This is a genomic window from Bacteroidota bacterium (genome assembly GCA_040388375.1).
Lineage (GTDB): Bacteria > Bacteroidota > Bacteroidia > UKL13-3 > UKL13-3 > JAAFJM01.
The window spans coordinates 343,208-368,060 of sequence record JAZKBU010000006.1 but is presented as its reverse complement, the minus strand read 5'-3'; the positions used below and the strand labels follow the sequence as shown (position 1 = coordinate 368,060).

Below are 24,853 nucleotides of genomic sequence, written 5' to 3'. Positions count from 1 at the left end.
CTTAGTTAAACACAGTAAGAGGGTCTTAATTTAAAGCTGAACAGGGGCTAATAGCTGCTTAATTGAATTTAATTCTGTAGCTATTAATTCGTCATTGGTTTTTGCCAATGCCTTTTGTTTCTGATGCTCCATGCTTATTTCTAAAGCAAACATGGCTAAAGCATCTTGTTTATCTTTTAGTGAAAATTGTTCGCTATACACGTTCAATTTGTCATTTATCATTTTACCGGCTGTTCTCACTGCTTCCTCATCGGCTGGTGCAATGGTAAGCGGGTAATTGCGCCCGGCTATATTGATATTAATTGATATTTCGTTCAACTGTTAAGAATATTACTGGCTTAACATTTTTATACATTCATCAATCAACTTAATTTTTTCCTTCAACTCCAATTTCAATTCCTGCTTTTCTTTGGTTGATAAATGTATTTCTCTCGCAAGTTTAATAATTTTATTGTTATCTTCTATCTCTTGCAATAAGTTTTTTTGTTTTTCAACTATTTTGTTGAGTTCATTTATTTTATTTTCAAGTTCCAAGTTACTAGCCATCAAATTTTTATTTTGATTCAGGAGTTTAACAACCCTTAGTTTAATCTCGGTACTTAAAAACAAATTGCTATTCATAATCTAGGCTCTCAGGGTAGCTCCAATTTCTTTTTCGTAGTTTTTAATCAATTTGTTCATTACAGCATCAATTTCCTGGTCCGTTAATGTTTTTGTTTCATCTTGTAAAATAAAACTCAACGCATAGCTTTTTTTACCACTTTCAATTTTATCGCCTTTGTAAACGTCAAATACATTAATGGCTTTAATTAGTTTATTGTCTGTTTTAACAGCAATTTTCTCTAGTTGTGCGTAATTAATGGCATCATCAATCAATAAAGCTAAATCGCGTTTAACAGCAGGGAAAATAGAAACAGGTTTAATAACTGTGGTTTCATTGGCGTTTAAAGCATATAATAAATCAAAGTTTATACTGGCATAATAAACGGGCAAATCAATATCAAATTTACCTGCTAATTCAGTTTTTAACTGACCGAAAACGGCTATTTCTTTTTGTTTAAACAGTACACTGGTAACAAACTCAAAATTTTCTTTTTGTTCCTGTTGAATTTCAACGTTTTTTAACTTACTTTTTGCTAATAAAGAAAGCACTATACCTTTTATGGTAAAATAGTTAACAGTTTGGTTGGATGCATTCCAGCTTTCAGCTTCTTTGCGTCCGCATAAGCCAATCACCAAGTGCGATTTTTCAGAATAACCTTCCAGTACTTGTTTGTCTTCGGCATTGATACCTTTGTGGTAAGTTTTTCCAAATTCAAAAAAACGCAGGTCGTGTAGTTTTCTGTTGCGGTTATATTGCATGGCTTCCAGCATGTTTTGAACCATATCCATACGCATAATATCCAAATCATTGCTAAGTGGATTCAAAATTTTTACTGCATTTACCAATGCTGCTTCGGGGTAGTAAGCAGATTTTGTTAAGGTGTTGGTGGCTATTTCATTAAATCCGTTTGCACTTAAGTAATTGGCTAAATTATTTTTTATTTTTACTTTTTGTTCAGTGCTGTTGTACGCTATGGTCGATTTAATATCGTTGCCTATTTCAATACTGTTTAAACCGTATATGCGTAAAATTTCTTCAGTAACATCAGCTTGACGTGTTACATCAGAACGGTAAGCTGGTATGGCTATATTGAGTATATCGTTTTTGTCGGCCAGTACTTCAATATCCAAAGCTTTAAAAATGGTTAAAACTCTTTCTTTTTCAATGTCTTTTCCAATAAGTTGGTTGGCTTTGCTCAAGGAGAAATCAATAACTATCTTTTCTATTTTGCTTGGATAAATATCAATAATGTCAGATGTTATTTCTCCGTCTGCTATTTCTATTATTAAGTTGGCTAATCTAATTAAAGCATCAATGGTTATGTTAGGATCTGTTCCTCTTTCATACCTGAAACTTGCATCAGTACTTAAGGTGTGTGCTTTGGCTGTCTTACGAATACTTACAGCATCAAAATAAGCACTCTCTAAAAATATATTTTTGGTTTGAGTAGTAATGCCAGAATCTAATCCGCCAAACACACCGGCTATAGCCAATGGTTTTTGGGTATCACAAATTAAACATTCATGGCCATTTAAAGTACGCTCTACTTTGTCGAGCGTAGTAAATTTACTATTGGCTACGGCTTTTTTAACAATTATTTTATTGCCTTCCATTTTATCAGCATCAAAAGCATGAATTGGTTGACCCAATTCATGTAAAACATAATTGGTAGCATCAACAATATTGTTGATGGGATTAATACCTATTGCTTTTAGTTTGTTCTGTATCCATTCTGGCGATTGTTTTACGCTGATATTAGAAATACTAAGGCCTGAATACCTTTTACAGCTTTCCAAGTCTTCTATTATAACTTCAATAGTATTTTTTTCATTGATGGCTGGTAGCTGGTATTGAACCGTTTTTAATTCTTGTCCGGTAACTGCTCTTAAATCTCTTGCTACTCCTAAATGGCTGGCTGCATCGCCCCTGTTGGCGGTTAAACCTATTTCAAATATACTGTCAGAATAAATGTCAAAATAATGGGCAGCAGGTTTTCCAATTTCATAGTGCTCCGGTAAAACTAAAATACCATCATGGCTTTCGCCTAAACTTAATTCATCTTCTGCGCAAATCATCCCTTCACTTACTTCGCCACGTATTTTCGATTTGCTTATTTTAAATGGTTCGCCTTTTGTTGGATAAACAGTGGCGCCAACAGTTGCTACCAATACTTTTTGCCCGGCATCTACATTGGGTGCACCACATACTATTTGTTTGTCTTCACCAATGCCTATATCTACTTTGCAAACGCTTAGTTTATCTGCATTGGGATGTTTTACTCTTTCTTTTACAAATCCTACTACAATTCCCTCTAAACCACCTTTTATATTCTGAAATGTTTCTATGCTTTCTACTTCAAGTCCGGTTCCCGTAAGTAACTTGCCAATTTCTTGGGCATTTGAATCTATATTTATTAAATCTTTTAACCAGTTATAACTTATTTTCATTGCGTAAAATTACCTTTATGGGTATTTGTAAATTAAAGTGCGAAAATAATAAAATACCAATGCGGATTGTTAATTTTGAAATATGAAAAAAACTTTAGTTATAGGAGCAAGCGCAAAACCTGACAGATATGCTTATATAGCCACTGTTATGTTGGGTGAATATAAACATGAGGTATATCCGTTTGGTTTAAAGGAAGGAGCAATTGAAAATGTTACAATTAAAACGGCTTGGCCTACGGAAACGGACTTTGATACGGTAACATTGTATCTAAACAAGCAGAATCAAAAGGAATATACAGATAAAATTATTGCCTTAAAACCTAAGCGTGTTATATTTAATCCGGGAACAGAAAACACGGAATTTGAAAAAACGTTAAGAGAAAAAGGAATTGAAGCTTTAGAGGCTTGTACTTTGGTTTTACTGAGAACTGGACAGTTTTAAGTATTGGTTTACTAAACGTTTTCCTTTTGAAACAAAGCAGGAATGGTTTTAAGGATTAACTTTATATCATTCCAAAACGAGTATGTTTTAGCATATTCATTATCTAATTCCATGCGTTCTTCTTCGCTCATCGGGCCGCCTTTTCCGCGTTTGGTTACCTGCCATAAACCGGTAATACCTGCAGGTGCAATAAAGCGCATCGAGAACTGGTCTGTTGTGATTTTTTCAGCTTCGTAAAGAGGCAAAGGCCTGTTTCCTACAATACTCATATCGCCAATTAATACATTCCAAAGTTGTGGTAATTCATCAATACTGGTATTTCTTATAAAGCGCCCAACCCTTGTAATACGCGGGTCATTCTCTATTTTAATAAAGGTAGAGCCTGCATTGGTTTTGCGTTTTTCAATATACGCTTTTTCACAAATTTGAATACCATCCATAAAAAGCGATGCCTGGCATGATATGTTTTTGCTTTTACAATCGTCACATAAATATACTTTTAAGTCAAATGTTTGATTGGCATTTTCGTTTGTTGCAGTCGCTTTGGTATTGGTGTATTGGTTTAAATGTTTTAGGTCTTTAAGCATACTGTCAGCACCTGTACGCATACTTCTAAACTTATAAAACTTAAATACATTATAACCTGTGCCTACACGTTTACTAAAGTAAAATACTTTGCCTTTGCTTTCTAATCTGATTAAAAGAGCTATGAGTAAAAATACCGGTGATAAGCAAAGCAGCGCAATTCCTGAAACCAAAATATCAAACAATCGTTTCATAAACGGCATTGAGTAATCAGCAAACTCATTACGTGCATTTAAAATTGACTGGTGGTAACGTGGAGGATTATCTATTAAATAATTAGCCCTTATTAAAAAATCATTTTTATTGATGGGCAAATCAAAAATATCTGCAAACTCTTCGTGTAATGCTACGCTTTTATTGCGTTCGGTTATTTTGGGTACTAAGGTAATAAATGGAACATTGGCTGTTTTGGGAATGTTTTTACAGTTTTTTCGTAATGTCATCCCTTTAACACCTAGTAAATCATTACCAGAAATAATCAGTTTTACGGGAGGGTTTTTATTGGTCCATTGTATAAATTGAAAAACATTTTCGAAACTAAAAATTTCAAAATTATCTCTGAATTGATGTGAGAAATCAACAATTAACTCAGGATTTTCATCTATTAACGCTATAGCGGGTTTCTTTGCGTTCATCAGTTAATTTAGTTTTTTCTAATTCTACGTAATATGTTCTCAATTCGAGCTTCCAGTTCTTCCGGGTTAAATGGTTTTACCAAATAATCATCTGCTCCTGCTTTTAAACATTTAATTTTATCAGCAGTACCCTCATTACCACTAAGCATAATAAGCGGAATATCTCTAAAAAAACCACTTGCTCTTATTTGCGCAATAAACTCTAGCCCATTCATGTCAGGCATGTTTACATCAGCAATAATAATATCTGGTAACTGACCTTGTTGCATCCACTCTAAAGCCACTTTTCCATTGCTTTTTGATACAACATTGTAGTTTTTTCCAAAGTAGAAATCAAGTATTTTTAGAATACTTAATTCATCATCTAAAGCCAGTATTGTATTTTTAGTCATAATCTTTGAAGTGTTGGGGTGAATTATTTTATTTTTTGGAATGAGTCAGATTTTAAAATTCTATAGATGGTCGACTTTCCAATATTGAGTTTGCGTGCTACGGCTAAAACATTGTCGCTGTAGCGCTCCAAATAACTTTTTATAATTAAATTATTATAGTCATCTAAGGTCATTTCCTGCATCAGTAAGCTGTTTAATGATTTTTCTGTATTAAAGGTTAAGTTGTTTTCAGTAATTACATAATCGTCACACATTACACATGCCAACTCTATAATAGCTTTTAGCTCCCTAATATTTCCGGGAAAATGGTAGCTTAATATTTTTTTATGTGCTTCAGGACTTAGGTTAATTTTCTTTATTTTGTTTTCCTTGCAGTAATCATCAATAAAATGTTTACTAATTAAAATAATGTCATTGCCTCTTTCCCTGAGTGGTGGTAAGGCGATGGGTAAGCCCAATAAACGATAGTATAAATCTTCCCGGAATCTACCTTCCTGAATTTCTTTTAATAAGTTTTTATGGGTCGCTACTATTACTCTCACATCAAGCGGAATGGTTTGGTTGCCACCTACACGTGTTACTTCTTTTTCCTGCAATACCCTTAAAAGTTTGGCTTGAATATTTAAATCCATTTCGCCAATTTCATCTAAAAATATAGTTCCCTTATTGGCTTGCTCAAACTTACCAATACGTCTGGCATCTGCACCTGTAAAGGCACCTTTTTCGTGTCCGAATAATTCTGATTCTATTAAATCTTTGGGAATAGCTGCTACGTTTACAGCTACAAAGGGTAAGCGTTTACGTTCACTATGATAATGAATGGCCTTAGCTACTAATTCTTTACCTGTACCGGTTTCGCCTGTAACGCTTACTACTATTTTGCTGGAAGCCGCTTTTTCAATTAGCGAAAAGGTTTTTTTGATGGAATCAGAGTTTCCAATAATGGTATTACTAAAATCGTATTTCTTGGCAACTTCTTCTCTAAGCGAAACAATTTCCTGTTTTAATGAAGTATTGTTTCGTGCATTTTGAATGGTATTTAGAAGCCTGTTTTTAGTGTCTTCATCTTTTAAAATATAATCGTAAACGCCAAGCTTAAGTAACTGAACGGCTGTTTGTACATCTTCCTGCCCTGATATAACTATAATTTGAATTTCGGGGTTTTGGTCTTTTATTTTTCTGATTAAATCCTCGCCATTCATATCTGGCATAGAATAGTCAACAGTAATTAAGTCGGGCTTTTCATGTAATTTCAATAATGCGTCTTGTGCATTAAAAAATGTTTCGACTGTGTATTCAGGATTTAAAGAGACTGTGTACTTTAAAAAGTTGTTATACCATTTGTCATCTTCGACAACAAAAACTTTGTATGAATCTTTCGAATAAGCCATCTATCGCAAATTAACATTTATTTCTGTTATGAAACAAAGTAATAAAATGGGAATAAGGCCTGATAATAAAAAATTATCTTTCGATGTGTTTTTTTAGGAAATCGTTGTAAGCCAGTGCTATTCCTTTTTCAAGAGTGGTTGTAGCTTTCCAGCCCAAGGCATTAATTTTAGCAACATCCATTAGTTTGCGTGGAGTTCCATCTGGTTTCGTAGTATCAAAATGGATATCTCCCTGATAACCAATAATGTCTTTTATAGTAAGAGCCAATTCTTTAATTGATATATCGGTTCCAGAACCAATATTTAAGAACTGAGCTTCGTTATAATTGAGCATGAGCATATAAGCTGCTTCAGCCAAATCATCTACAAACAAAAACTCACGCAATGGAGTGCCTGTTCCCCAAACGTCTATAAAAGGGAGGTTTTGCTCTTTTGCTTCATGAATGCGTCTGATAAGAGCGGGTAAAACGTGGCTATTTTGCGGATGATAATTATCGTTATACCCATATAAATTGGTTGGCATAACAGCAATAAAATTACAGCCATATTGTGCCCGGTATGCCTCACACATTTTTATGCCGGCAATTTTTGCTATGGCATACGGTTCATTGGTTTGTTCTAAGGTGTCAGTTAATAAGTATTCTTCTTTTAACGGCTGAGGAGCCATTTTTGGGTAAATACAACTAGAGCCAAAGAACATCATTTTTTTTACATTGTGTACGTAACATTGATGAATCACATTGTTCTGAATCATCAGGTTTTCGTATATAAACTGTGCACGGTAAGTATTATTGGCTACAATACCACCTACTTTAGCCGCAGCCATAAAAACATAATCAGGTTTATGCTTAGCAAAAAAATCAGCTACAGCTAATTGATTGGTTAAGTCTAATTCTGACGATGAAATGCCAAATACATTGGTGTATCCTTCTGCTATTAATTTTCTGTAAACAGCAGAGCCAACCATACCTCTGTAGCCGGCAATAAATATTTTATCTGTTTTGTTCAATGCAAATACTAGTTAATAGTAGCAATAAATAATGTATTTAAACTATTCAAAATAGTTCAAAGTGTTGTAACCATTCTCTTTTAAAAAACGCTCTTTTTTCATTAATTTTAAATCGTTTTTCATCATATCGTTTACAAGTGCTTGTAAATTGTATTTAGGTTTCCAACCCAATTTGGTTTGCGATTTTGTAGCATCTCCAATTAACAACTCTACTTCAGTTGGTCTGAAATAACGAGGGTCAACGGCTACTATTTCGTCACCAATTTGTAGTTTACAGTCTTTGGCAATATCTAAAAACTCCAATCGGCTTTGGTCAATGGCTGCTACAAAACCTATTTCATTTTCGTTTTCGCCTTTAAAACCTACTGTTATTCCTACATCAGTAAAAGCCATTTTTATAAAATCGCGGATGGTGGTAGTTATACCTGTAGCAATTACAAAATCTTCAGCCGTATCTTGTTGTAAAATTAACCACATGGCTTCTACGTAATCTTTGGCATGGCCCCAGTCGCGTTGTGCGTTTAAGTTACCTAGAAACAATTTGTCCTGTAAGCCCATTACAATTTTACTTGCTGCACGGGTAATTTTACGCGTAACAAAAGTTTCGCCTCGTACCGGGCTTTCATGGTTAAATAAAATACCATTACAAGCAAACATATTGTAAGCTTCGCGATAATTTACAGTTATCCAGTAAGCATATAATTTAGCCACTGCGTAAGGTGAACGCGGGTAAAAAGGTGTAGTTTCTGATTGAGGAACAGCTTGTACCAATCCGTACAACTCTGAAGTGGAGGCTTGGTATACTCTTGTTTTATTTGTTAAGCCACAAATACGTAATGCTTCCAATATACGCAAAGTGCCAATTCCATCAGCATTAGCGGTATATTCAGGTGTTTCAAAACTAACATGCACATGACTCATAGCCGCTAAATTATAAATTTCGTCAGGTTGTGTTTCCTGAATAATTCTAATCAAGTTGGTGCTATCAGTTAAGTCGCCATAATGCAAGGTTAAATTAACATGTTTTTCGTGTGGATCCTGGTATAAGTGATCAATTCTGTCTGTATTAAATAAAGAACTTCTGCGTTTTATACCATGTACTTTATAGCCTTTTGCTAATAAAAATTCTGCTAAATAAGCTCCGTCCTGTCCTGTTATACCTGTAATAAGGGCTGTTTTCATTTAATAATAGTCTTAAAATAAAGGGCAATGATAAGAAAAAATAAGTTTGCTTAAATATAAAAAATTAATTCAAATGCATCTGCTTTTTATAAATATCCATCATTTCAGTTTTAGTGTTTTCTGTAAACTTGGAGTTATAAATGAGTTTATATTGACTTCCCATTTCAATGCTGTCATATAGTTTGGCAATAATTTCTCTCGAATAAAATATGGCAATGAGTTCGTTTTTGTAAAAAACAATCAGAATACGTGGGCTATATGCGTGTTTTGTAAAATTGTATTCATTGAGGACAAACGATTGGTATTTACCATTTGAATCAACGCTTCTATAATTAAATGCTTTTAAGTGCTTTTCAAACAGTTCAAATTCAGCATTTTGTTTTGCAGTCGATAAGATTTTATTTACATCCAATTCCGGTATTGAATTGGTATTAATACAAGCCTGCTGCATTAAGCCACTTAATTCAAAAACATAGTAGGAGTCAAGTTCCGCTATAAATTTATAAGGGGTAAAATCAATTAATGACAAACCAATTTGTTTCCTGTTTTCGTTGAATAGCTTGGCTTGAGATAGTATTTGCTGGTCATCGTAAACTTTTTGTTTCAACACCAATACTTTTACTAAAATTTGTTGCCAATTTTGGTCAACAGGCACACAATTAAAAGCAGTATTGCCCAAAAGGGTGAATATATCAGTACCCCCTTTTTTATCTTTTATATTGCAATAGCCATAGGTGTTTTCTGCTTTAACAGAGCTATTTGCCAATATAATAAAAGCAAAAAGACCGCTATAGATTAATACAGCGAGTCTTTTAAATAAGCGTTTTGTATGAAAATTATTTTTTAGCAAATTGACTTTTAATCACTCCAAAAGCGATTGGTAATACAGATACGAAAACTATGCCAAGCACAACTTTTTCAAAATTATGTTGCACCCACTCATTGCTTCCTAAAAAATACCCGGCAAGGGTAATTGATGATACCCAAAGTACAGCGCCAATAAAGCAGAATGTAATATAACGAGGGTAATTCATGCTACCAATACCGGCTACAAAAGGTGCAAAAGTTCTAACTATTGGGACAAAGCGTGCTACTATAATAGCTGCCGAACCGTGTTTAGTATAAAAAGTTTCCGTTTTTTGAATATATTCTTTTTTAATAGTAAACAAACCAAACAGTTTGGCTCCTTCGCCTTTTTTAGCTAAAAATTTTCCTATAAAATAGTTTGTATTATCGCCCAGTAATGCGGCTACAATTAATAGTAAAATAATCAATATTACATCCAAGTTATTAGAAGTATTACCTGCTAATACACCTGTCGCAAACAAAAGAGAGTCGCCAGGTAAAAGCGGTAAAACAACCAAGCCTGTTTCGCAAAACACGATTAAAAACAACAAGCCATAAACCCAAAGGCCGTGATTAGAAACAAAAGCTTCTAAAAAGCCTTTAGTGTTGGTCAGTAATTCTTTTAAAATTTCGAGTATCTCCATGCTGCAAGTTTATTATTTATTATAGAAGTTTAGGAGTGTTGTATGAGAAATTTTTCCACGCATAAATAGTAGTGTATTAAAATGATGCATTTAAAAATGGATATAAGCCAAAACAGTAGCCTATATTTTGTGTTGTATCTTGTAAACAAATAATAAAGCCTTTTTGTCAGCAAAAATAAATGGCATCGCACTTGACAATGTTGGTACTGAATATATATTTGAAAAAAACAAAAACTAAATAATTATAATATGGATGTAGGAAAAGAATTTAGAAAATATGCCATCAAACACCAAGGCATAAGCAGTTTAAAAGTGGATGCATATATGGAAAGCATTCCGCAAAATATGACTCGTACGGTAATTGAAGAACGTCCAATGAACTTTAGAGAAATTGACGTTTTCTCTCGTTTAATGGCTGATAGAATATTGTTTTTAGGAACTGCAATTGATGATTATATAGCCAATATTGTACAAGCACAGTTGTTGTTTTTAGAGTCGATGGATGCGCGTAGAGATATTCAAATGTACATCAATAGCCCGGGTGGTTCAGTGTATGCCGGTTTAGGTATATATGACACCATGCAATGGATACAACCAGATGTAGCAACCATTTGTACAGGTTTAGCGGCATCAATGGGTGCTGTTTTACAATGTGCAGGAGCTAAAGGTAAACGTACTGCTTTGCGTCATGCACGTATTATGATTCACCAGCCATTGGGAGGTGCACAAGGCCAGGCTAGCGATATAGAAATAACAGCCCGTGAAATTCAAAAATTGAAAAAAGAATTGTACGAGATTATTTCACACCACAGTGGCCAACCATTTGAAAAAGTAGAAGCAGATAGCGACCGCGATTACTGGATGATTGCAGAAGAAGCTAAAGCTTACGGTATGTTAGACGATGTATTGATTAAACCTAAAAAAGAAGAAGCAACAAAATAATTGCTGATTGTTTTGAATAGATACAATCGGTATCATTTAAAAATAGTAAACACCTTAATAATCAAATTTGTTAAGGTGTTTTTTTATGCTTTGTAATGGGCTGATTTTTGCAGGTAAACAGGCTAAATGAATAAAATGTATACAATTAAAAAATAGGTATTGATTATACTAAACCAATTATTAATTTGCAGCAATCAAGAAAAAGAGTGTGGATAGGCCTATTTAAGCGCCTTACAAAATTAATATGCTTTTAAAAACCAAGGCCATTGTTATAAAAACCATTGATTATAGCGAAAACAGCGTTATTGTTAAGTGTTTTACAGAGCAATTTGGTTTGCAGACCTATCTTATTAATGGCGTTAAAAATAAACGGGGAGTTATCAAACCTTCTCATTTAATGCCACTAAATTTATTGGACTTAGATGTTTATCATCAATTAAATAAGAATCTGCAACGCATCAAAGAATTAAAATGCCAACCTATTTTAAAATCGTTGCATTACGATTTAATTAAAAGCAGCATAGGTATTTTTATCAGCGAAATTTTAAATAAAACAGTACAAGCCGAAAATCAAGCAGACAAAAACCTGTTCGATTTTTTATATACCGTTATACAATACCTTGATGTAGCGGAACAAAATTTAGCCAATTTTCCGGTGTATTTTATGTTACAGTTGAGCCAATATTTAGGCTTTGGTCCAAAAATGAACTACAGTGAAGTAAACGATAGTTTTGATTTAGAAGAAGGTGTTTTTAAGTCAACCATTTTTGGCGATATACATGTAGTGGAAACAGCGCAGGCTGTTCAATGGGCTGAGTTATGTGCAGCCAATTTCGAAGACTTTAGTCAAATAGATATCAATAAAAAAAACAGACAAATACTGTTAACACATGCCATGGAGTATTATAAGTTTCATATAAGCGAATTTAGAGAGTTGAAATCGCATAAAGTATTAATGGAAGTTTTAGCCTAATTATCATCATAATCATTGCAATCAAATTATATATATAAAGTTTTTTTTATAAGCATAAGCTTACTGTTGTGTTTGCTCTGTTTAAGCCAGTTTAAAAACTGCAATACCGAAAAGCTGGGCTTAAAAAAGGTAGACATTTTAGCTGATGTAAGAAAAGACACAACTACTAAAAAAGTAGTGAAAGTAAAAAAACAAAAAGTAAAAGATGCCAGTGGGCAAATACAAGAAATAGTACCTTTTGAAGATTTTACTGAAGATAAGCAAGGTTTAAAAATATTTGCAGAAGCATTGAAAGATATGCAAAAGGATAAAACAAAAATACGCATAGCTTTTTTTGGCGACTCCTTTATTGAAGGAGATATGCTTACCAGCGATATAAGAGACACCTTGCAATACATATTTGGCGGAAGCGGTGTTGGTTTTGTCCCCATTACATCACCGGTTGCTGGTTTTAGAAGTACCATATTACATGAATTTAAAAACTTTGAATCATACTCCATAGTAACCAAGCGCGCACTGGGTATCAGTTTAGGTATAGCAGGAACCTGCGATATTCCTTTGGCTGATAACACATTGAATTATGTAATTCCATATAGAAATAAAGTGTATAGTTCCTTTAGTACAGCGCAATTATTTTACCAAAACAAGAGCAATGATACTTTGCAAATACACTATAACATCAACGATTCAAACCATGCCGTTAAGTTAGAAAGGGATAATGGACTTCACGTTATTAATATAAAAAGCAAAGCAGCACGAAGACTAAAATTTACTTTTCCCGTTTCACCTGCATTACAACTATTTGGTGTAAGCTTTGAAAACAATACAGGCATATACCTCGATAACTTTGGTATGCGTGGTAACTCTGGTGTTGGTTTGGGTTATATAGCAGAAAATACCTATAAAGAGTTTCAGCATTTACGCCAATACAAATTAATAGTTTTACAGTATGGTTTAAATGCCATGAGCGAGAAAGATACCAATACTTTGTGGTATGCCAAGAGCATGAACAATGTAATAAAAAGAATAAAACAAAGCTTTCCTGATGCTTCCATATTGCTTTTAAGTGTAAGCGATAGAAGCACTAAAGTAAATGGGAAATATGTAACCATACCGAGTATATATAATTTTGTAAATACACAACGCAGCTTGGCTATGCAAAATAAAATAATGTTTTGGAACATGTTTGAAGCCATGGGGGGCGAGAGTACAATGGCTAAATGGGCACAAGCTAAAAAACCATTGGCCAATAAAGATTTTACCCATTTAACTTTTAGAGGCGGAAAGCAATTAGCAACCCTGTTTTATAAATCACTTTCAAACGAATTAAACCATTATGCTAAAAAGAAAAAATAAGGGAATAATAAGTTTGTTATTGATTATGATAAGTACTTTGTGTTTAAAGGCTCAAAGCATTGTTCCTTTTGTAAAAGATGAAAGAAATATAATAAGCAGTAAAGAATATTTACAGCCGTTTTATACTAAGCTAGCCTTGTTAAAAGATAGCCAGTTTCAAATAAATATTTTGCATATAGGCGACTCTCATTTGCAAGCCGATTTTTTAACACAACGCATGCGCGATTTATTCGAATCGAAAGCTGGTAGAGGACTAATAGTGCCTTGCCGTGTTGCAAAAACAAACGAAAGCAGGATGTATAAAACCAAAACCTATAGTACATGGCAAAGCCGAAGAGCAGTAAAAACGGATAGCGATTTGCCAATAGGTATTGGAGGCATCACTGTTCAAACTTTTGACGATACAGCTTCGATAGTATTAGAAGTAAAAGATAATATAGGCTTTAACAGTATAAAAATATTTCATCAAAACGATGAAACGGCTTTTGATTTAGTAGTAACAGACGAAAATGGAAATGAACTAAAACAACAGGATTTTAAAGACAATAAGTTGCCATATGAAACTGTATTTAGGGCTAACCAAACCATTTATTCCGTTATTATACAAAACAGAAAAAACAGCTATGCACAATGGCAAAGTATTATTTATGGTATATATGTATGCAATAACGAAGCAGGTGTAATTTATAGCAGTTTAGGGGTAAATGGTGCAGAGTACAGGCATTATAACGATGCCAAATTTTTTGCTGAGCAAACACAATCATTAGCACCCGATTTGATTATTTTATCATTAGGTACCAATGAAGCAGCCAATACAAAATTTGAGGAAGCTAATTTTTATAACCAGATACAAAATCTAGTAAACGATTTGCAAAATTTTAATCCTAATGCTCTTATACTTTTAACTACTCCCGCTGATAGTTACAGAAGAAAAAAACAATTTAACCCGATTATGAAGCGGGTGAGCCAAACCATTGTTAACTATTGCAAAGACAACAATATTGCATGTTGGGATTTGTACAACATTAGTGGTGGCTATAAGTCAGCAAGGTTTTGGAAAAAATACCAATTGTTTGCCAAAGATAATTTGCACTACAATGTGCGTGGTTACCAATTACAGGCAGAATTATTGTATCAGGCCATTATAAATAGTAAGTAAGTATAAAAGTTAAACAAATAAGCAGTGATAGACTTTTCAAAAATAAAGGAACAGTTTCTGTATAATCCACAAGAACCTATTTTATTCAATACAGGTTTCTTTATGTTTTTGTTTACAGCATTTATTGGCGTTTATGCATTATTGCATAAAACCCATAGAGCTAAAATTACTTTTGTAACCTTATTTTCTTTGTACTTTTATTATAAATCAAGCGGTATCTATTTTCTAATACTTATTGCCTCTACAGTTGTTGATTATACATTGGCCAATTTTATTTACCAAAGCAAAACCAGTTATACTAAAAAGGTATGGTTAGTAATAAGCCTGATAGTAAACTTAGGTTTATTAGGTTATTTTAAGTACACCAATTTTGTATTGGATATATTTTATAACATAGCTAATAAAGAGTTTGAACCACTTGATATATTCTTACCTGTTGGGGTTTCTTTTTTTACATTTCAATCCTTAAGCTATACTTTAGATATTTATAGAGGAACCTTAAAGCCAGTTAAAAATATTTTCGATTATGCCTTCTTTGTTTCGTTCTTTCCACAGCTTGTAGCGGGCCCTATTGTACGTGCTCACGATTTTATTCCGCAGCTATATAAGCCCACTTTTGTAAGTAAAGAAATGTTTGGCAGAGGATTGTTTCTAATAGCCTGTGGGTTGTTTAAAAAAGCAGTTATCAGCGATTATATCAGCGTTAATTTTATTGACAGGATTTTTGATAATCCAACCTTATACAGTGGCTTTGAAAACCTAATGGGCGTATATGCTTATGCATTACAAATTTATTGTGATTTTAGCGGTTATAGCGATATGGCAATAGGCATAGCCTTATTACTTGGGTTTGAGTTTTGTTTAAATTTTGACTCACCTTACCAGTCAAAGAGTATAACAGAGTTTTGGCGTAAATGGCATATGTCATTAAGTAGCTGGCTCCGCGATTATTTATATATTTCTTTGGGAGGAAACAGGCTGGGTAAATGGAGAACTTATTTTAATTTATTTGTCACCATGCTATTAGGAGGCTTGTGGCATGGTGCAAGTTTTAATTTTATATTTTGGGGTGCTATGCATGGAAGTGGTTTAGCTGTCCACAAATATTATCTGGAAATAAAAGGCAAACTGTCCAAATCGTTTACTAGTTTTTTCGACCATAAATGGATAGCTACTTTGGTAACATTTCATTTTGTTTGTTTTTGCTGGATACTTTTCAGAGCCCCCAATTTTGTAATTGCTAAACAACTATTGCATCAAATTTTCACAGCGTTTAATGCAGCTATTGTATTTACATTCATTACATCGTATTACAAAATAGTATTGTTGATGTTATTGGGTTATGCTTTGCATTTTGTACCTAAACAATACGAAACATTAATCCTGAATTGGTTTACACAAACCCCGTTAACTGTTAAAGTAGCGTGTATGCTTGTAGTTATTATTATTTTTATACAGGTGAAATCAGCCGAAATACAACCTTTTATTTATTTTCAGTTTTAGATAATGTCTGTCAATAAACAACTATTAATTAATCTTGGTTCCTCTTAAAAACTCAACTACACTCATGCGTTTTTTTCCTTCCAATTGAATACTTAGTAAATGAATAAAACCATTTTGACAACTTACCTTTAAGTAGGTTTTATTATCACTTATAAACTTACCAATAGGTTCCGTATGCTTAGTTAATTCAGCTTCAGCCTCAAATACTTTTAATATTTTGTTTTCAAAATGAGTAAATGCAGCAGGGTATGGGCTTAATCCCCTAATTAAATTGTAAATATCTTCAGCTTTATTATCCCAGTGAATCAGGCAATTTTCTTTAAATATTTTTGGTGCTGTTTTATTGCTTCCACTTCCTTGTGGAGAACCTTTGGTATTGCCACTTTCAACTAGTGCTAGCGACTTAACAACTGTTTCTGCACCAATATGCATCAATAAGTCATGCAGCTCACCTGCATTCATGGTTGGAGTTATATCAACTTCCGTTTTTAATAGTACATCGCCCGTATCAATTTCATGTTTTAGAAAAAAAGTACTTACTCCACTTTTAGTTTCTCCATTTATAATGGCCCAATTAATAGGAGCCGCTCCTCTATAATCAGGTAAAAGAGATGCATGTAAGTTTAATGTTCCGTATTTTGGCATTTGCCAAACTATTTCAGGTAACATTCTAAACGCAATTACTACTTGCATATCTGCGTCAAGGCTTTTTAATTCTTCAATGAAAGCAGGGTCTTTTAATTTAACAGGTTGCAATACCTTTATATTGTTTTCAACTGCATATTTTTTTACAGCACTTTGTTGCATTTGCATACCCCTTCCAGCAGGTTTGTCGGGCATGGTAACTACACCAACTACCTGGTGCCCGGCTTTAATTATAGCATCCAATGCCGGTACTGAAAAATCAGGTGTTCCTAAAAAAACTATTTTCATAAATGGTTATTCAATCAAAAGAAGGAAAAACTAACTGCCAATAATAATATCAGCCGCATTTTTACTAGCTCCTTGTTTATTTAAAATGTGTTGCAGGTTTTTGTAATCATTCATTAGTGCTTGATAATTTTTACCTTCAGGTAAAATGGCTTCAAAAGCTGTTTGCAAATTTTGTAAGTTATAGTCATGTTGAATCAATTCAACAATGGCGTTTTTGTCTAGGTTTAAATTAACCAGTGAAATGTATTTTATTTTAACAAATTGCTTAGCGATTAAATAAGAAATACTGTTGGCTACATAACCACAAACCTGTGGTACATTAAACAAGGCGGTTTCTAAAGTGGCCGTCCCGCTGCATACTACAGCCGCTTTAGCCAAGGCTAATACCTCGTATGTCTGGTTATAAATTATTTTAGTGTTAGGGCCAATAAACTTTTGATAGAACTCTTCTGGAATAGCAGGAGCCGCACAAATAACAAATTCAAACTGATGGTATTTTGAAGCTAATAACATCATGTTAGGTAAAGTGGTGCTGATTTCCTGTTTTCTGCTTCCCGGCAATAATGCAATAATGGGTTTGCTTTCGTCTAAATGATTCTCTTTTTTAAAAGTGGGATTAGGTTTAAAAGCATTTATTTCATCAAGTAAAGGATTGCCAATATAGGTAGCATTTACTTTCCATTTTTTAAAGTAATCTACTTCAAATGGGAAAATAAGGAGCAGTTTATCTACAAAAAGTTCTAGTTTTTTAGCTCGGTTTTCTTTCCATGCCCAAACTTTCGGAGCTATGTAATAGGTTACTTCATAACCCTTGTTTTTTGCATATTCAGCTATACGTAAATTAAAACCCGGATAATCAATTAAAATTACCTTGTCAGGATTAAAAAAGTCAATTTGTTTTTTGCAAAGGGATATAAAGTTAAGAATAGTTCTGATTTTTAATATTACTTCAATAAAACCCATAATAGAAGTATTTTTATAATGCATTAGTAAGCCGTTTGCCTGTTTACTCATTAAATCACCACCCCAAAACCGGAATTCGGCAGTGGCATCCTTTTCTTTAATGGCCTTTATTAAATTGGCTCCATGCAAATCGCCACTAGCCTCTCCAGCTACTATAAAATACTTCATAAAGTTATTTTAAATAAAAGGCAATAATAGCAAAATTAATAAAGGCCTTAGTGGTTTAAAATTATAATTTGGTTTTAAAAGTACTGAGAATTGACTCCCCAATACCATTGGCAATAGTTTAACATTAACTTACATAGAAAATACACTGATATAGCTATTTAATGTAATTTTTTATATTTAATGCTTGAAATTCAATTTTAATGGATTACTTTTGTGTCAAAGTGAAAAGGATTTATTAACCAAATGAAAGTGTCAATAAAAAGTATTTTTATATTGTTAGTTTTAATACTTTCAATGAATATAGTAAGTGCTCAACCAGGCGGTGGTGGAGGAGGCGGAGGAGGCTTTGGTGATGAGCCAGATGATAATGGTCCAATTGATGGGGGTATATCATTATTAGTTGCTGCTGCCGGTATCTATGGTGCCAAAAAAGCATTCAATAAAAAGAAATAATTTAAGATGAATTTATAAGAAAAGCCACTTTATAGTGGCTTTTTTATTTATACCAATCTCTCTTTTATAATGTAAGTTAGGTGCTATTGTTATACCTTTGCGCCCCAAATAAATAAGTAATAAATGATTTCAGTAGCTAATTTGAGTTTGCGATACGGCAAACGGGTGTTGTTTGAGGATGTAAATGTAAAATTTGCTCCAGGTAATTGTTATGGTGTAATTGGCGCCAACGGTGCGGGTAAATCAACCTTATTAAAGATTCTTTCAGGCGAAATAGACCCTAGTACTGGTTCTGTATCAATAACACCCGGAGATAGAATGAGTGTTTTGAAACAGAATCATTTTGAATTTGATGAATTCCCTGTTTTACAGACGGTTATTATGGGTAATAAAAAATTATGGCAAATAATGGAAGAAAAAGATGCCATTTATTTAAAACCCGATTTTAGCGATGCTGATGGCTTACGTGCGGCTGACTTAGAAGGTCAGTTTGCAGACATGGAAGGCTGGAATGCCGATAGTGATGCAGCCAGCTTATTAAACGACTTAGGTATTAAAGAAGAATTGCATACCAAGCTGGTTAAAGAGTTAAATGGTAAAGAAAAAGTGCGTGTGCTTCTTGCTCAGGCATTATTTGGTAATCCGGATATATTATTACTGGATGAGCCAACAAATGACTTAGACGTTGAAACAGTTACTTGGTTAGAAAACTTTTTAGCAGATTTTCAAAATACAGTTATTGTAGTGAGTCACGACAGGCATTTTTTAGATGCTGTTTGCACCCATGTGGCTGACATTGATTTTGCAAAAGTTTCATTGTACACCGGTAATTATTCTTTCTGGTACCAAAGTAGCCAATTGGCTTTACGTCAAAAAAGCGATCAGAACAAAAAAATGGAAGATAAACGCAAGGAATTGCAAGAGTTTATTGAACGTTTTAGTGCCAATGCTTCTAAATCGCGCCAGGCTACCAGCAGAAAAAAATTATTGGAGAAATTGGTGGTTGACGAAATTCAAGCTTCAACACGTAAATATCCAGGTATTATTTTCAGACCTGACAGGGAGTGTGGAGACCAAATATTACGTATTGAAAATTTAAGTAAGAAAAATGGAGAAGGCGAAGTGCTTTTCAAAAATGTTTCTTTTAACTTAGATAAAGGAGATAAAGTAGTAATACTTTCAAAAAACCACATGGCTATTTCGGCCTTTTTTGAAATAATAATGGGCAACCAAACGGCTGATAGTGGCGAATATATTTGGGGACAAACCATTACTACTTCGTATTTACCAAACGATAACAGCAGCTATTTTAGCGCTGAGAATAATTTGATTGACTGGTTACGCCAGTATTCAGAAGAAAAGGATGAAACGTATATCCGTGGATTTTTAGGTAAAATGTTGTTTAGTGGGGAAGAGGTTTTCAAAAAATCGAATGTATTGAGCGGAGGTGAAAAAGTACGTTGTATGGTTTCTCGTATGATGTTGACCAATGCCAATTGTTTGGTATTGGATGAGCCAACTAACCATTTGGATTTGGAATCAATTACTGCGTTTAATAATGCATTGATGGACTGGAAACACAATGCCATTTTTACCAGTCATGACCATGAGTTTGTACAAACCATAGCCAACCGTGTTATTGAAATTACACCTAGCGGAGCTATTGACAAACGCATGACTTACGATGAATACATTACGAATGAAGAGATAAAAGAGCAACGCGAAAAAATGTACGCAGTAGCTTCAAACAAATAATTTTAACCGTATTTTATTTAACTAAAAAAGGTGAACATTTAAAATGCTCACCTTTTTTGTTTTCTCTCATTTGAGTTTATTGTTTATTCTCCCAAAACCTGTATTGCTTGGTTTCGTTAAATATGTACGTTAATATTTTCCTGTCAATATCGTTCAGCTCCATATTGCGTCTTTTATAAACAGCTTCTGCTGTTTTAAAAAATTTTGATAATACAAATGTTTCAAAACCCTGGGCTCCACCCCAAGCAAAATCAGGTATATAATTTCTTGGAAACCCTGCCCCAAATAAATTGGCTCCAACACCCACTACGGTTCCAGTATTAAACATGGTGTTAATACCACATTTAGCATGATCTGCCATCATTAAGCCGCAAAAGGTTAGTCCTGTTTTTTCAAATTTTTGTGAAGGGTAACTCCATAGCTTTACTTCATCATAGGTGTTTTTTAAATTGGAGTTATTGGTATCAGCGCCCATATTTACCCATTCGCCAATTACGGCATTGCCAACAAATCCGTCATGCCCTTTATTGCTATAACCAAAGAATACGACATTATTTACTTCTCCGCCTACTTTACAGTGTGGTCCTACGGTAGTTGGGCCATAAATTTTAGCATCCATTTTTAAGCCAGCATGTTCACCAAGTGAGAATGGCCCTCTTACTTTACAGCCTTCCATAATTTCAGCATCTTTACCAATATAAATAGGACCTGTACTTGCATTTAAAATGCTGCATTCTACTTTAGCTCCTTCTTCAATAAAAACATTTTCAGGTGCAATTACCTGATTTGTGGCTGAAATAGGTTGCGATTTTCTATTGGCGGTAATAAGTTGAAAGTCGTTTTGAATAGCTGCCCCATTCTGCGAAAAAATGTGATGAGGAAATTGAATATGCAAAAACTCGTCAGCTTTTGTTTCTATTAATTTAAAGGTCTCTGATATATTGTCGTTTTCTACAAAAAGTTGATTGTAAAAAGCAATAATGGTATTTCCTTTAACCAATGCTTCGCCTTCTTTTAGCTTATTTATTTCATCTACCAGCAACTGATTAGGGCAAATACTCCCATTAATGAAAATATTGTTGTTGCTCAGCTTAATGGCGAATTTTTCTTGTAAATAGTCTTGGGTGAGATAAGAAACAGGGCTAAGCAGTAATTTTCCCCATTTCTCAGCTATAGTCAGTATTCCTATTCTAATGGCAGCTACCGGCCTAGTAAAGGTAAATGGAAGTAAGTTTTCTCGGTCTTGTTGGTTATCAAATAAAATATAATTCATGCTTTAAAATTTGAAACTTTTGAACTGCAATTAGCTAAAAATAAAAAAGCCCTCCAAATTGGAAGGCTTTAAATATGAATGTGTGCGCAAAATTATTTTTTTGCACCGTAACGTTTTTTGAACTTGTCAATACGACCCGCAGTGTCAATTAACATGCTTTGGCCTGTAAAGAAAGGATGTGATTTGTGAGAAATCTCTAATTTGAAAAGTGGATATTCGTTTCCATCTTCCCAAGTTATTGTTTCTTTTGTATCTACAGCTGAACCAGTTACAAAGGTGTAACCATTACTCATATCTTTAAATACAACTTTTCTATAATTTTCCGGATGAATTCCTGTTTTCATAATTTATATACTTTTTGGGAGGGCAAAAGTATGTATTTTTAAAATAAATGCAAATATTTTATTGAAAAAAAATTTGTATTAGATAAAACACTAATTTTGGCTTTTATATTTATTACTTAAAAATTATCAAAAGTGAAAACGAAAGTACTTAACCATCCTGATATTGAAAAGATAATTAAAAGAATGGCTTACCAGATTTATGAAAATAATTTTGGCGATAAACAAATAACTTTAGTAGGTATTAAATCAAAAGGCTATGAAATTGCCAAGTTACTTCAGGCTGAATTAGATACTATCAGCCCTCTTAAAAGTAGTTTGTTAGAAGTAACTATGGATAAAGAGCAGCCAACACCTGCAGGAACTATTATAAAGCCTGTGCCATTTCAGGTAAAAGGCACTGTAATTATAGTTGATGATGTTTTAAATACAGGCAGAACTTTGGTATATGCGGCATTACCTTTTTTAAATTTAAAAATTAATAAACTTCAGGTGGTAGTTTTGGTGGACAGGAACCATAAAATGTTTCCGGTAGCTGCTAATTATATTGGTATACAATTAAACACTACTTTTCAGGAACATGTAAGTGTAGAACTGAATAAGCAAAAACAGTTTGAAGTATTTATTGCCTAAGGCGCAAAAAAGTTGATTGCATAAAAAAATGCTTCTAATAACAATTAGAAGCATTTTTTTTAAACTGAGGTTAAATAAACTATTTAACTTTAGCTTGTAAGTTTGCTCCAGCTTTGAATTTAACAACTTTTTTAGCTGGAATGTTAATTTCTTTACCTGTTTGAGGGTTACGTCCTTTACGAGCAGCACGTTTAGTTACTGAGAAAGTTCCAAAACCAACTAAGATTACTTTGTCGTTTTTCTTCAAAGCAGTTTGAGTAGTTGACATGAATGCATCTAGTGCAGCTGTTGCTTGAACTTTAGTAATACCTGCAGCTTTTGCAATTGAATCGATTAAGTCTGATTTGTTAGCCATATTTATATAGTTTTTAAAATTTACAAAACGAAAGTAGCTATAGTATTCAAAAAATCAAGTGTTGCCATATTTTTTTTAGAAAAAAAATAAAACAAAATTTTCACACATTATCAACAGATTCGCATGTCTGCGGCTTTTTTGTCTTTCTAAGTCTAACGTTAAATAAGCCAAGATGCTTTATTGACAAAGCTTTGCAGGCTTTCTTGAGGAACACTAAAGGTATATTGAGCGAGTTTGAAAAACGATTCTCTTTCAGATAGAAGGAGGTCGATTTTTTTTTCAATTTCTTCCTTTGAAAGGTCTTTAAACATAGGTCTGGGCTTCTTAGCGTTAAAAATTCTATCAGCCAATAAGCCTTTTGATGCATTTAAATAAATAGTTTTTCCATGCTTGTTCATTAATTCCATATTATTATAATGACTTGCAGTGCCTCCTCCACAACTAACTATGGTTTTTATTAACCTCGTTGTACGGAGTAAATATTTATGTTCTAATTCACGAAAAAAGGCTTCGCCCTGGGTTTGGAAAATGGTGATGATACTTTGCTTTTCTTCTTGTTCAATTAAATCATCTAAATCAACGAATGCATAATTAACCCGTTTGGCTAATTGTTTGCCCCATGATGATTTACCACTGCCCGGCATACCAACAATATATGTAATGGATTTTTCGATGATTGATAAAACTAAACAATGAATGGATAAGGAGTGTATTTACTTAAGCAATGAACTCTTTATTGCATGTATTTCACCACTATATCATAAGTAGGGAAGTTATAAGCGCTCCATTTTTTTACAACGGTGCTTCCTTTCATTAATATAAGGCCTGGGTTTGAACGAACCATTGATTTAAGTGGAACCACATCAACCATATAGTATTTAAATGCCATTTGATTTTCGTGCCTGTATTTTTCTGTTCTATCAGCAGAAGTAGAGGTTAAAGCCCAAAATTCTTTTTTATCGTTGATACAATCAGCAGCCAATTGTGCTATTTGTTTTTCTAAGCCTTTTCTTCCTTCATCAATTGATTTTTGAACGAGTACTAATTTATATCCCTGACTGGCAAATAAACTATCGGTATAGTTAATATCGTTTTCACCTGTTAAGTTAAAATCATGGATAGGTGGTTTACATCCTTCTCTCACTACTACATCTTTTCTGTCAACAAATTTATAGTTGGTATCTGATGGAATATGGTTCATGTCAAATTCTTCTTTAACGCCATTTTTTTCATATACAAACATCATTACAATAGAGTCAACAGGTGAGCCCGGAGGGCATACCATTTTTTCTTTGATATTGTTTCCAATTTTATAAGGTAAAAAATCTTTAACGGGTAAAAACATATAGGTGTAAAAAGTAAAAAAGCTTACCACTAATAATGAAACGGACATGGCTAAATTTTGCAATGTTTTTTTCATTAAAGGTTGAATATGTTTTTGTCCTAAAAATATAATTAGGATGAGTGCTAAAAGTATCAAATCTTTATAGAAGGATTCGATAGGTTTTAACTTAACGGCATCGCCAAAGCAGCCACAGTCGGTTACTTTGTGGGTAATGGCAGAGTAGCCTGTGAGTAGAGTAAAAAACACTATCATGAGCAACAGCAACCATGCATTTAATTTGGTGTAAGCGCCTAATAAAAGGGCTATACCACATATAATTTCGAAAATGCAAATGAACATAGCCAAACCAACTGCATAAGGTACAAAAAAGGTCATGTTGAATACTTCAAAGTATTCTTCCAGTTTGTAACTAAACCCCAGTGTATCGTTGGCTTTTATTAAGCCTGAAATAATAAATAGTACGCCTACAAAAATTCGACTTATTTGTGTTATAATTTTCATGCTATTGTATTGTTTTTAATTGT

26 protein-coding genes are annotated in these 24,853 nt (G+C 33.5%); 9 read left to right on the top strand and 17 right to left on the bottom strand.

What is annotated here, in order from left to right; translation table 11 throughout:
- Positions 1-30: 30 nt before the first annotated feature.
- The 3 genes from V4538_11460 to pheT are packed head-to-tail and all read right to left on the bottom strand — an operon-like array spanning position 31 to position 3,051.
- Positions 31-318 carry a cell division protein ZapA gene (locus V4538_11460; protein ID MES2381652.1) on the bottom strand — a complete coding sequence of 96 codons (288 nt, stop codon included), beginning with the start codon at positions 316-318 and terminating at the stop codon, positions 31-33.
- Positions 319-330: 12 nt separating this feature from the next.
- A complete protein-coding gene (locus tag V4538_11455) occupies positions 331-621 on the bottom strand; it encodes a hypothetical protein (GenBank protein ID MES2381651.1) in 291 nt (96 codons plus the stop codon).
- Between the two features lie 3 nt (positions 622-624).
- A complete protein-coding gene (gene pheT / locus V4538_11450) occupies positions 625-3,051 on the bottom strand; it encodes a phenylalanine--tRNA ligase subunit beta (protein ID MES2381650.1) in 2,427 nt (808 codons plus the stop codon).
- Positions 3,052-3,133: 82 nt separating this feature from the next.
- On the opposite strand from pheT, the gene V4538_11445 reads away from it, so the two are divergent.
- A complete protein-coding gene (locus V4538_11445) occupies positions 3,134-3,493 on the top strand; it encodes a CoA-binding protein (GenBank protein MES2381649.1) in 360 nt (119 codons plus the stop codon).
- A gap of 11 nt (positions 3,494-3,504) precedes the next feature.
- On the opposite strand, the gene V4538_11440 is transcribed toward V4538_11445, so the two are convergent.
- The 7 genes from V4538_11440 to V4538_11410 form a co-directional block, all read right to left on the bottom strand.
- A complete protein-coding gene (locus V4538_11440) occupies positions 3,505-4,713 on the bottom strand; it encodes a sugar transferase (GenBank protein MES2381648.1) in 1,209 nt (402 codons plus the stop codon).
- Between the two features lie 8 nt (positions 4,714-4,721).
- Positions 4,722-5,105, bottom strand: coding sequence for a response regulator transcription factor (locus tag V4538_11435; protein ID MES2381647.1), 384 nt, complete (start codon positions 5,103-5,105; stop codon positions 4,722-4,724).
- A gap of 23 nt (positions 5,106-5,128) precedes the next feature.
- Entirely contained in the window at positions 5,129-6,496 is a 1,368-nt protein-coding gene (locus V4538_11430) for a sigma-54 dependent transcriptional regulator (GenBank protein MES2381646.1), read from the bottom strand.
- Positions 6,497-6,569: 73 nt separating this feature from the next.
- Positions 6,570-7,505 (bottom strand): GDP-L-fucose synthase, encoded by a 936-nt coding sequence (locus V4538_11425; GenBank protein MES2381645.1) that lies wholly within the window; start codon positions 7,503-7,505, stop codon positions 6,570-6,572.
- Positions 7,506-7,547: 42 nt separating this feature from the next.
- The gene (gene gmd / locus V4538_11420) at positions 7,548-8,687 is read right to left on the bottom strand and encodes a GDP-mannose 4,6-dehydratase (GenBank protein MES2381644.1); all 1,140 of its coding nucleotides are present in this window, start codon (positions 8,685-8,687) and stop codon (positions 7,548-7,550) included.
- Positions 8,688-8,751: 64 nt separating this feature from the next.
- Positions 8,752-9,537, bottom strand: coding sequence for a hypothetical protein (locus V4538_11415; GenBank protein MES2381643.1), 786 nt, complete (start codon positions 9,535-9,537; stop codon positions 8,752-8,754).
- On the bottom strand, positions 9,524-10,177 hold the full coding sequence (locus tag V4538_11410) for a VTT domain-containing protein (GenBank protein MES2381642.1): 654 nt from the start codon (positions 10,175-10,177) through the stop codon (positions 9,524-9,526). The genes V4538_11415 and V4538_11410 overlap by 14 nt, the downstream gene beginning before the upstream one ends.
- Before the next feature lie 249 nt (positions 10,178-10,426).
- Here V4538_11410 and clpP point away from each other — a divergent pair, with 249 nt between their 5' ends.
- The 5 genes from clpP (at position 10,427) to V4538_11385 (ending at position 16,110) form a co-directional block, all read left to right on the top strand.
- The gene (clpP, locus tag V4538_11405) at positions 10,427-11,119 is read left to right on the top strand and encodes an ATP-dependent Clp endopeptidase proteolytic subunit ClpP (protein MES2381641.1); all 693 of its coding nucleotides are present in this window, start codon (positions 10,427-10,429) and stop codon (positions 11,117-11,119) included.
- A gap of 244 nt (positions 11,120-11,363) precedes the next feature.
- Positions 11,364-12,092, top strand: a complete 729-nt coding sequence (recO, locus tag V4538_11400; protein ID MES2381640.1) for a DNA repair protein RecO — start codon at positions 11,364-11,366, stop codon at positions 12,090-12,092.
- A 72-nt stretch (positions 12,093-12,164) separates the two neighbouring features.
- Positions 12,165-13,448 carry a hypothetical protein gene (locus V4538_11395; protein MES2381639.1) on the top strand — a complete coding sequence of 428 codons (1,284 nt, stop codon included), beginning with the start codon at positions 12,165-12,167 and terminating at the stop codon, positions 13,446-13,448.
- Positions 13,429-14,607 carry a GDSL-type esterase/lipase family protein gene (locus V4538_11390; GenBank protein ID MES2381638.1) on the top strand — a complete coding sequence of 393 codons (1,179 nt, stop codon included), beginning with the start codon at positions 13,429-13,431 and terminating at the stop codon, positions 14,605-14,607. The genes V4538_11395 and V4538_11390 overlap by 20 nt, the downstream gene beginning before the upstream one ends.
- A 24-nt stretch (positions 14,608-14,631) precedes the next feature.
- Positions 14,632-16,110: an MBOAT family O-acyltransferase gene (locus V4538_11385; GenBank protein ID MES2381637.1), complete on the top strand. Its 1,479-nt coding sequence runs from the start codon at positions 14,632-14,634 to the stop codon at positions 16,108-16,110.
- Between the two features lie 24 nt (positions 16,111-16,134).
- Here V4538_11385 and fmt read toward each other — a convergent pair whose 3' ends face one another.
- Together fmt and lpxB are read right to left on the bottom strand one after the other, a co-directional pair.
- A complete protein-coding gene (gene fmt / locus V4538_11380) occupies positions 16,135-17,043 on the bottom strand; it encodes a methionyl-tRNA formyltransferase (protein ID MES2381636.1) in 909 nt (302 codons plus the stop codon).
- Between the two features lie 30 nt (positions 17,044-17,073).
- Complete coding sequence (gene lpxB / locus V4538_11375) at positions 17,074-18,174, bottom strand: lipid-A-disaccharide synthase (GenBank protein ID MES2381635.1); 1,101 nt, start codon at positions 18,172-18,174, stop codon at positions 17,074-17,076.
- A gap of 243 nt (positions 18,175-18,417) precedes the next feature.
- Here lpxB and V4538_11370 point away from each other — a divergent pair, with 243 nt between their 5' ends.
- Together V4538_11370 and V4538_11365 are read left to right on the top strand one after the other, a co-directional pair.
- Positions 18,418-18,627, top strand: a complete 210-nt coding sequence (locus tag V4538_11370; protein ID MES2381634.1) for a hypothetical protein — start codon at positions 18,418-18,420, stop codon at positions 18,625-18,627.
- Positions 18,628-18,750: 123 nt separating this feature from the next.
- Positions 18,751-20,382, top strand: a complete 1,632-nt coding sequence (locus V4538_11365; GenBank protein MES2381633.1) for an ATP-binding cassette domain-containing protein — start codon at positions 18,751-18,753, stop codon at positions 20,380-20,382.
- Between the two features lie 76 nt (positions 20,383-20,458).
- Here V4538_11365 and V4538_11360 read toward each other — a convergent pair whose 3' ends face one another.
- Positions 20,459-21,655 carry a GlmU family protein gene (locus tag V4538_11360; protein ID MES2381632.1) on the bottom strand — a complete coding sequence of 399 codons (1,197 nt, stop codon included), beginning with the start codon at positions 21,653-21,655 and terminating at the stop codon, positions 20,459-20,461.
- 92 nt (positions 21,656-21,747) lie between these two features.
- The gene (locus V4538_11355; GenBank protein MES2381631.1) at positions 21,748-21,999 is read right to left on the bottom strand and encodes a type B 50S ribosomal protein L31; all 252 of its coding nucleotides are present in this window, start codon (positions 21,997-21,999) and stop codon (positions 21,748-21,750) included.
- Between the two features lie 132 nt (positions 22,000-22,131).
- Between V4538_11355 and V4538_11350 the strand changes: the two genes are divergently transcribed.
- Positions 22,132-22,629, top strand: coding sequence for a phosphoribosyltransferase family protein (locus V4538_11350; protein MES2381630.1), 498 nt, complete (start codon positions 22,132-22,134; stop codon positions 22,627-22,629).
- Between the two features lie 79 nt (positions 22,630-22,708).
- Here the strand turns inward: V4538_11350 and V4538_11345 are convergent, their stop codons facing one another.
- The 3 genes from V4538_11345 to V4538_11335 form a co-directional block, all read right to left on the bottom strand.
- Positions 22,709-22,984: an HU family DNA-binding protein gene (locus tag V4538_11345; GenBank protein ID MES2381629.1), complete on the bottom strand. Its 276-nt coding sequence runs from the start codon at positions 22,982-22,984 to the stop codon at positions 22,709-22,711.
- A gap of 158 nt (positions 22,985-23,142) precedes the next feature.
- Entirely contained in the window at positions 23,143-23,628 is a 486-nt protein-coding gene (locus V4538_11340) for a shikimate kinase (protein MES2381628.1), read from the bottom strand.
- Positions 23,629-23,717: 89 nt separating this feature from the next.
- Complete coding sequence (locus tag V4538_11335; protein MES2381627.1) at positions 23,718-24,830, bottom strand: BT_3928 family protein; 1,113 nt, start codon at positions 24,828-24,830, stop codon at positions 23,718-23,720.
- Between the last annotated feature and the right edge of the window lie 23 nt (positions 24,831-24,853).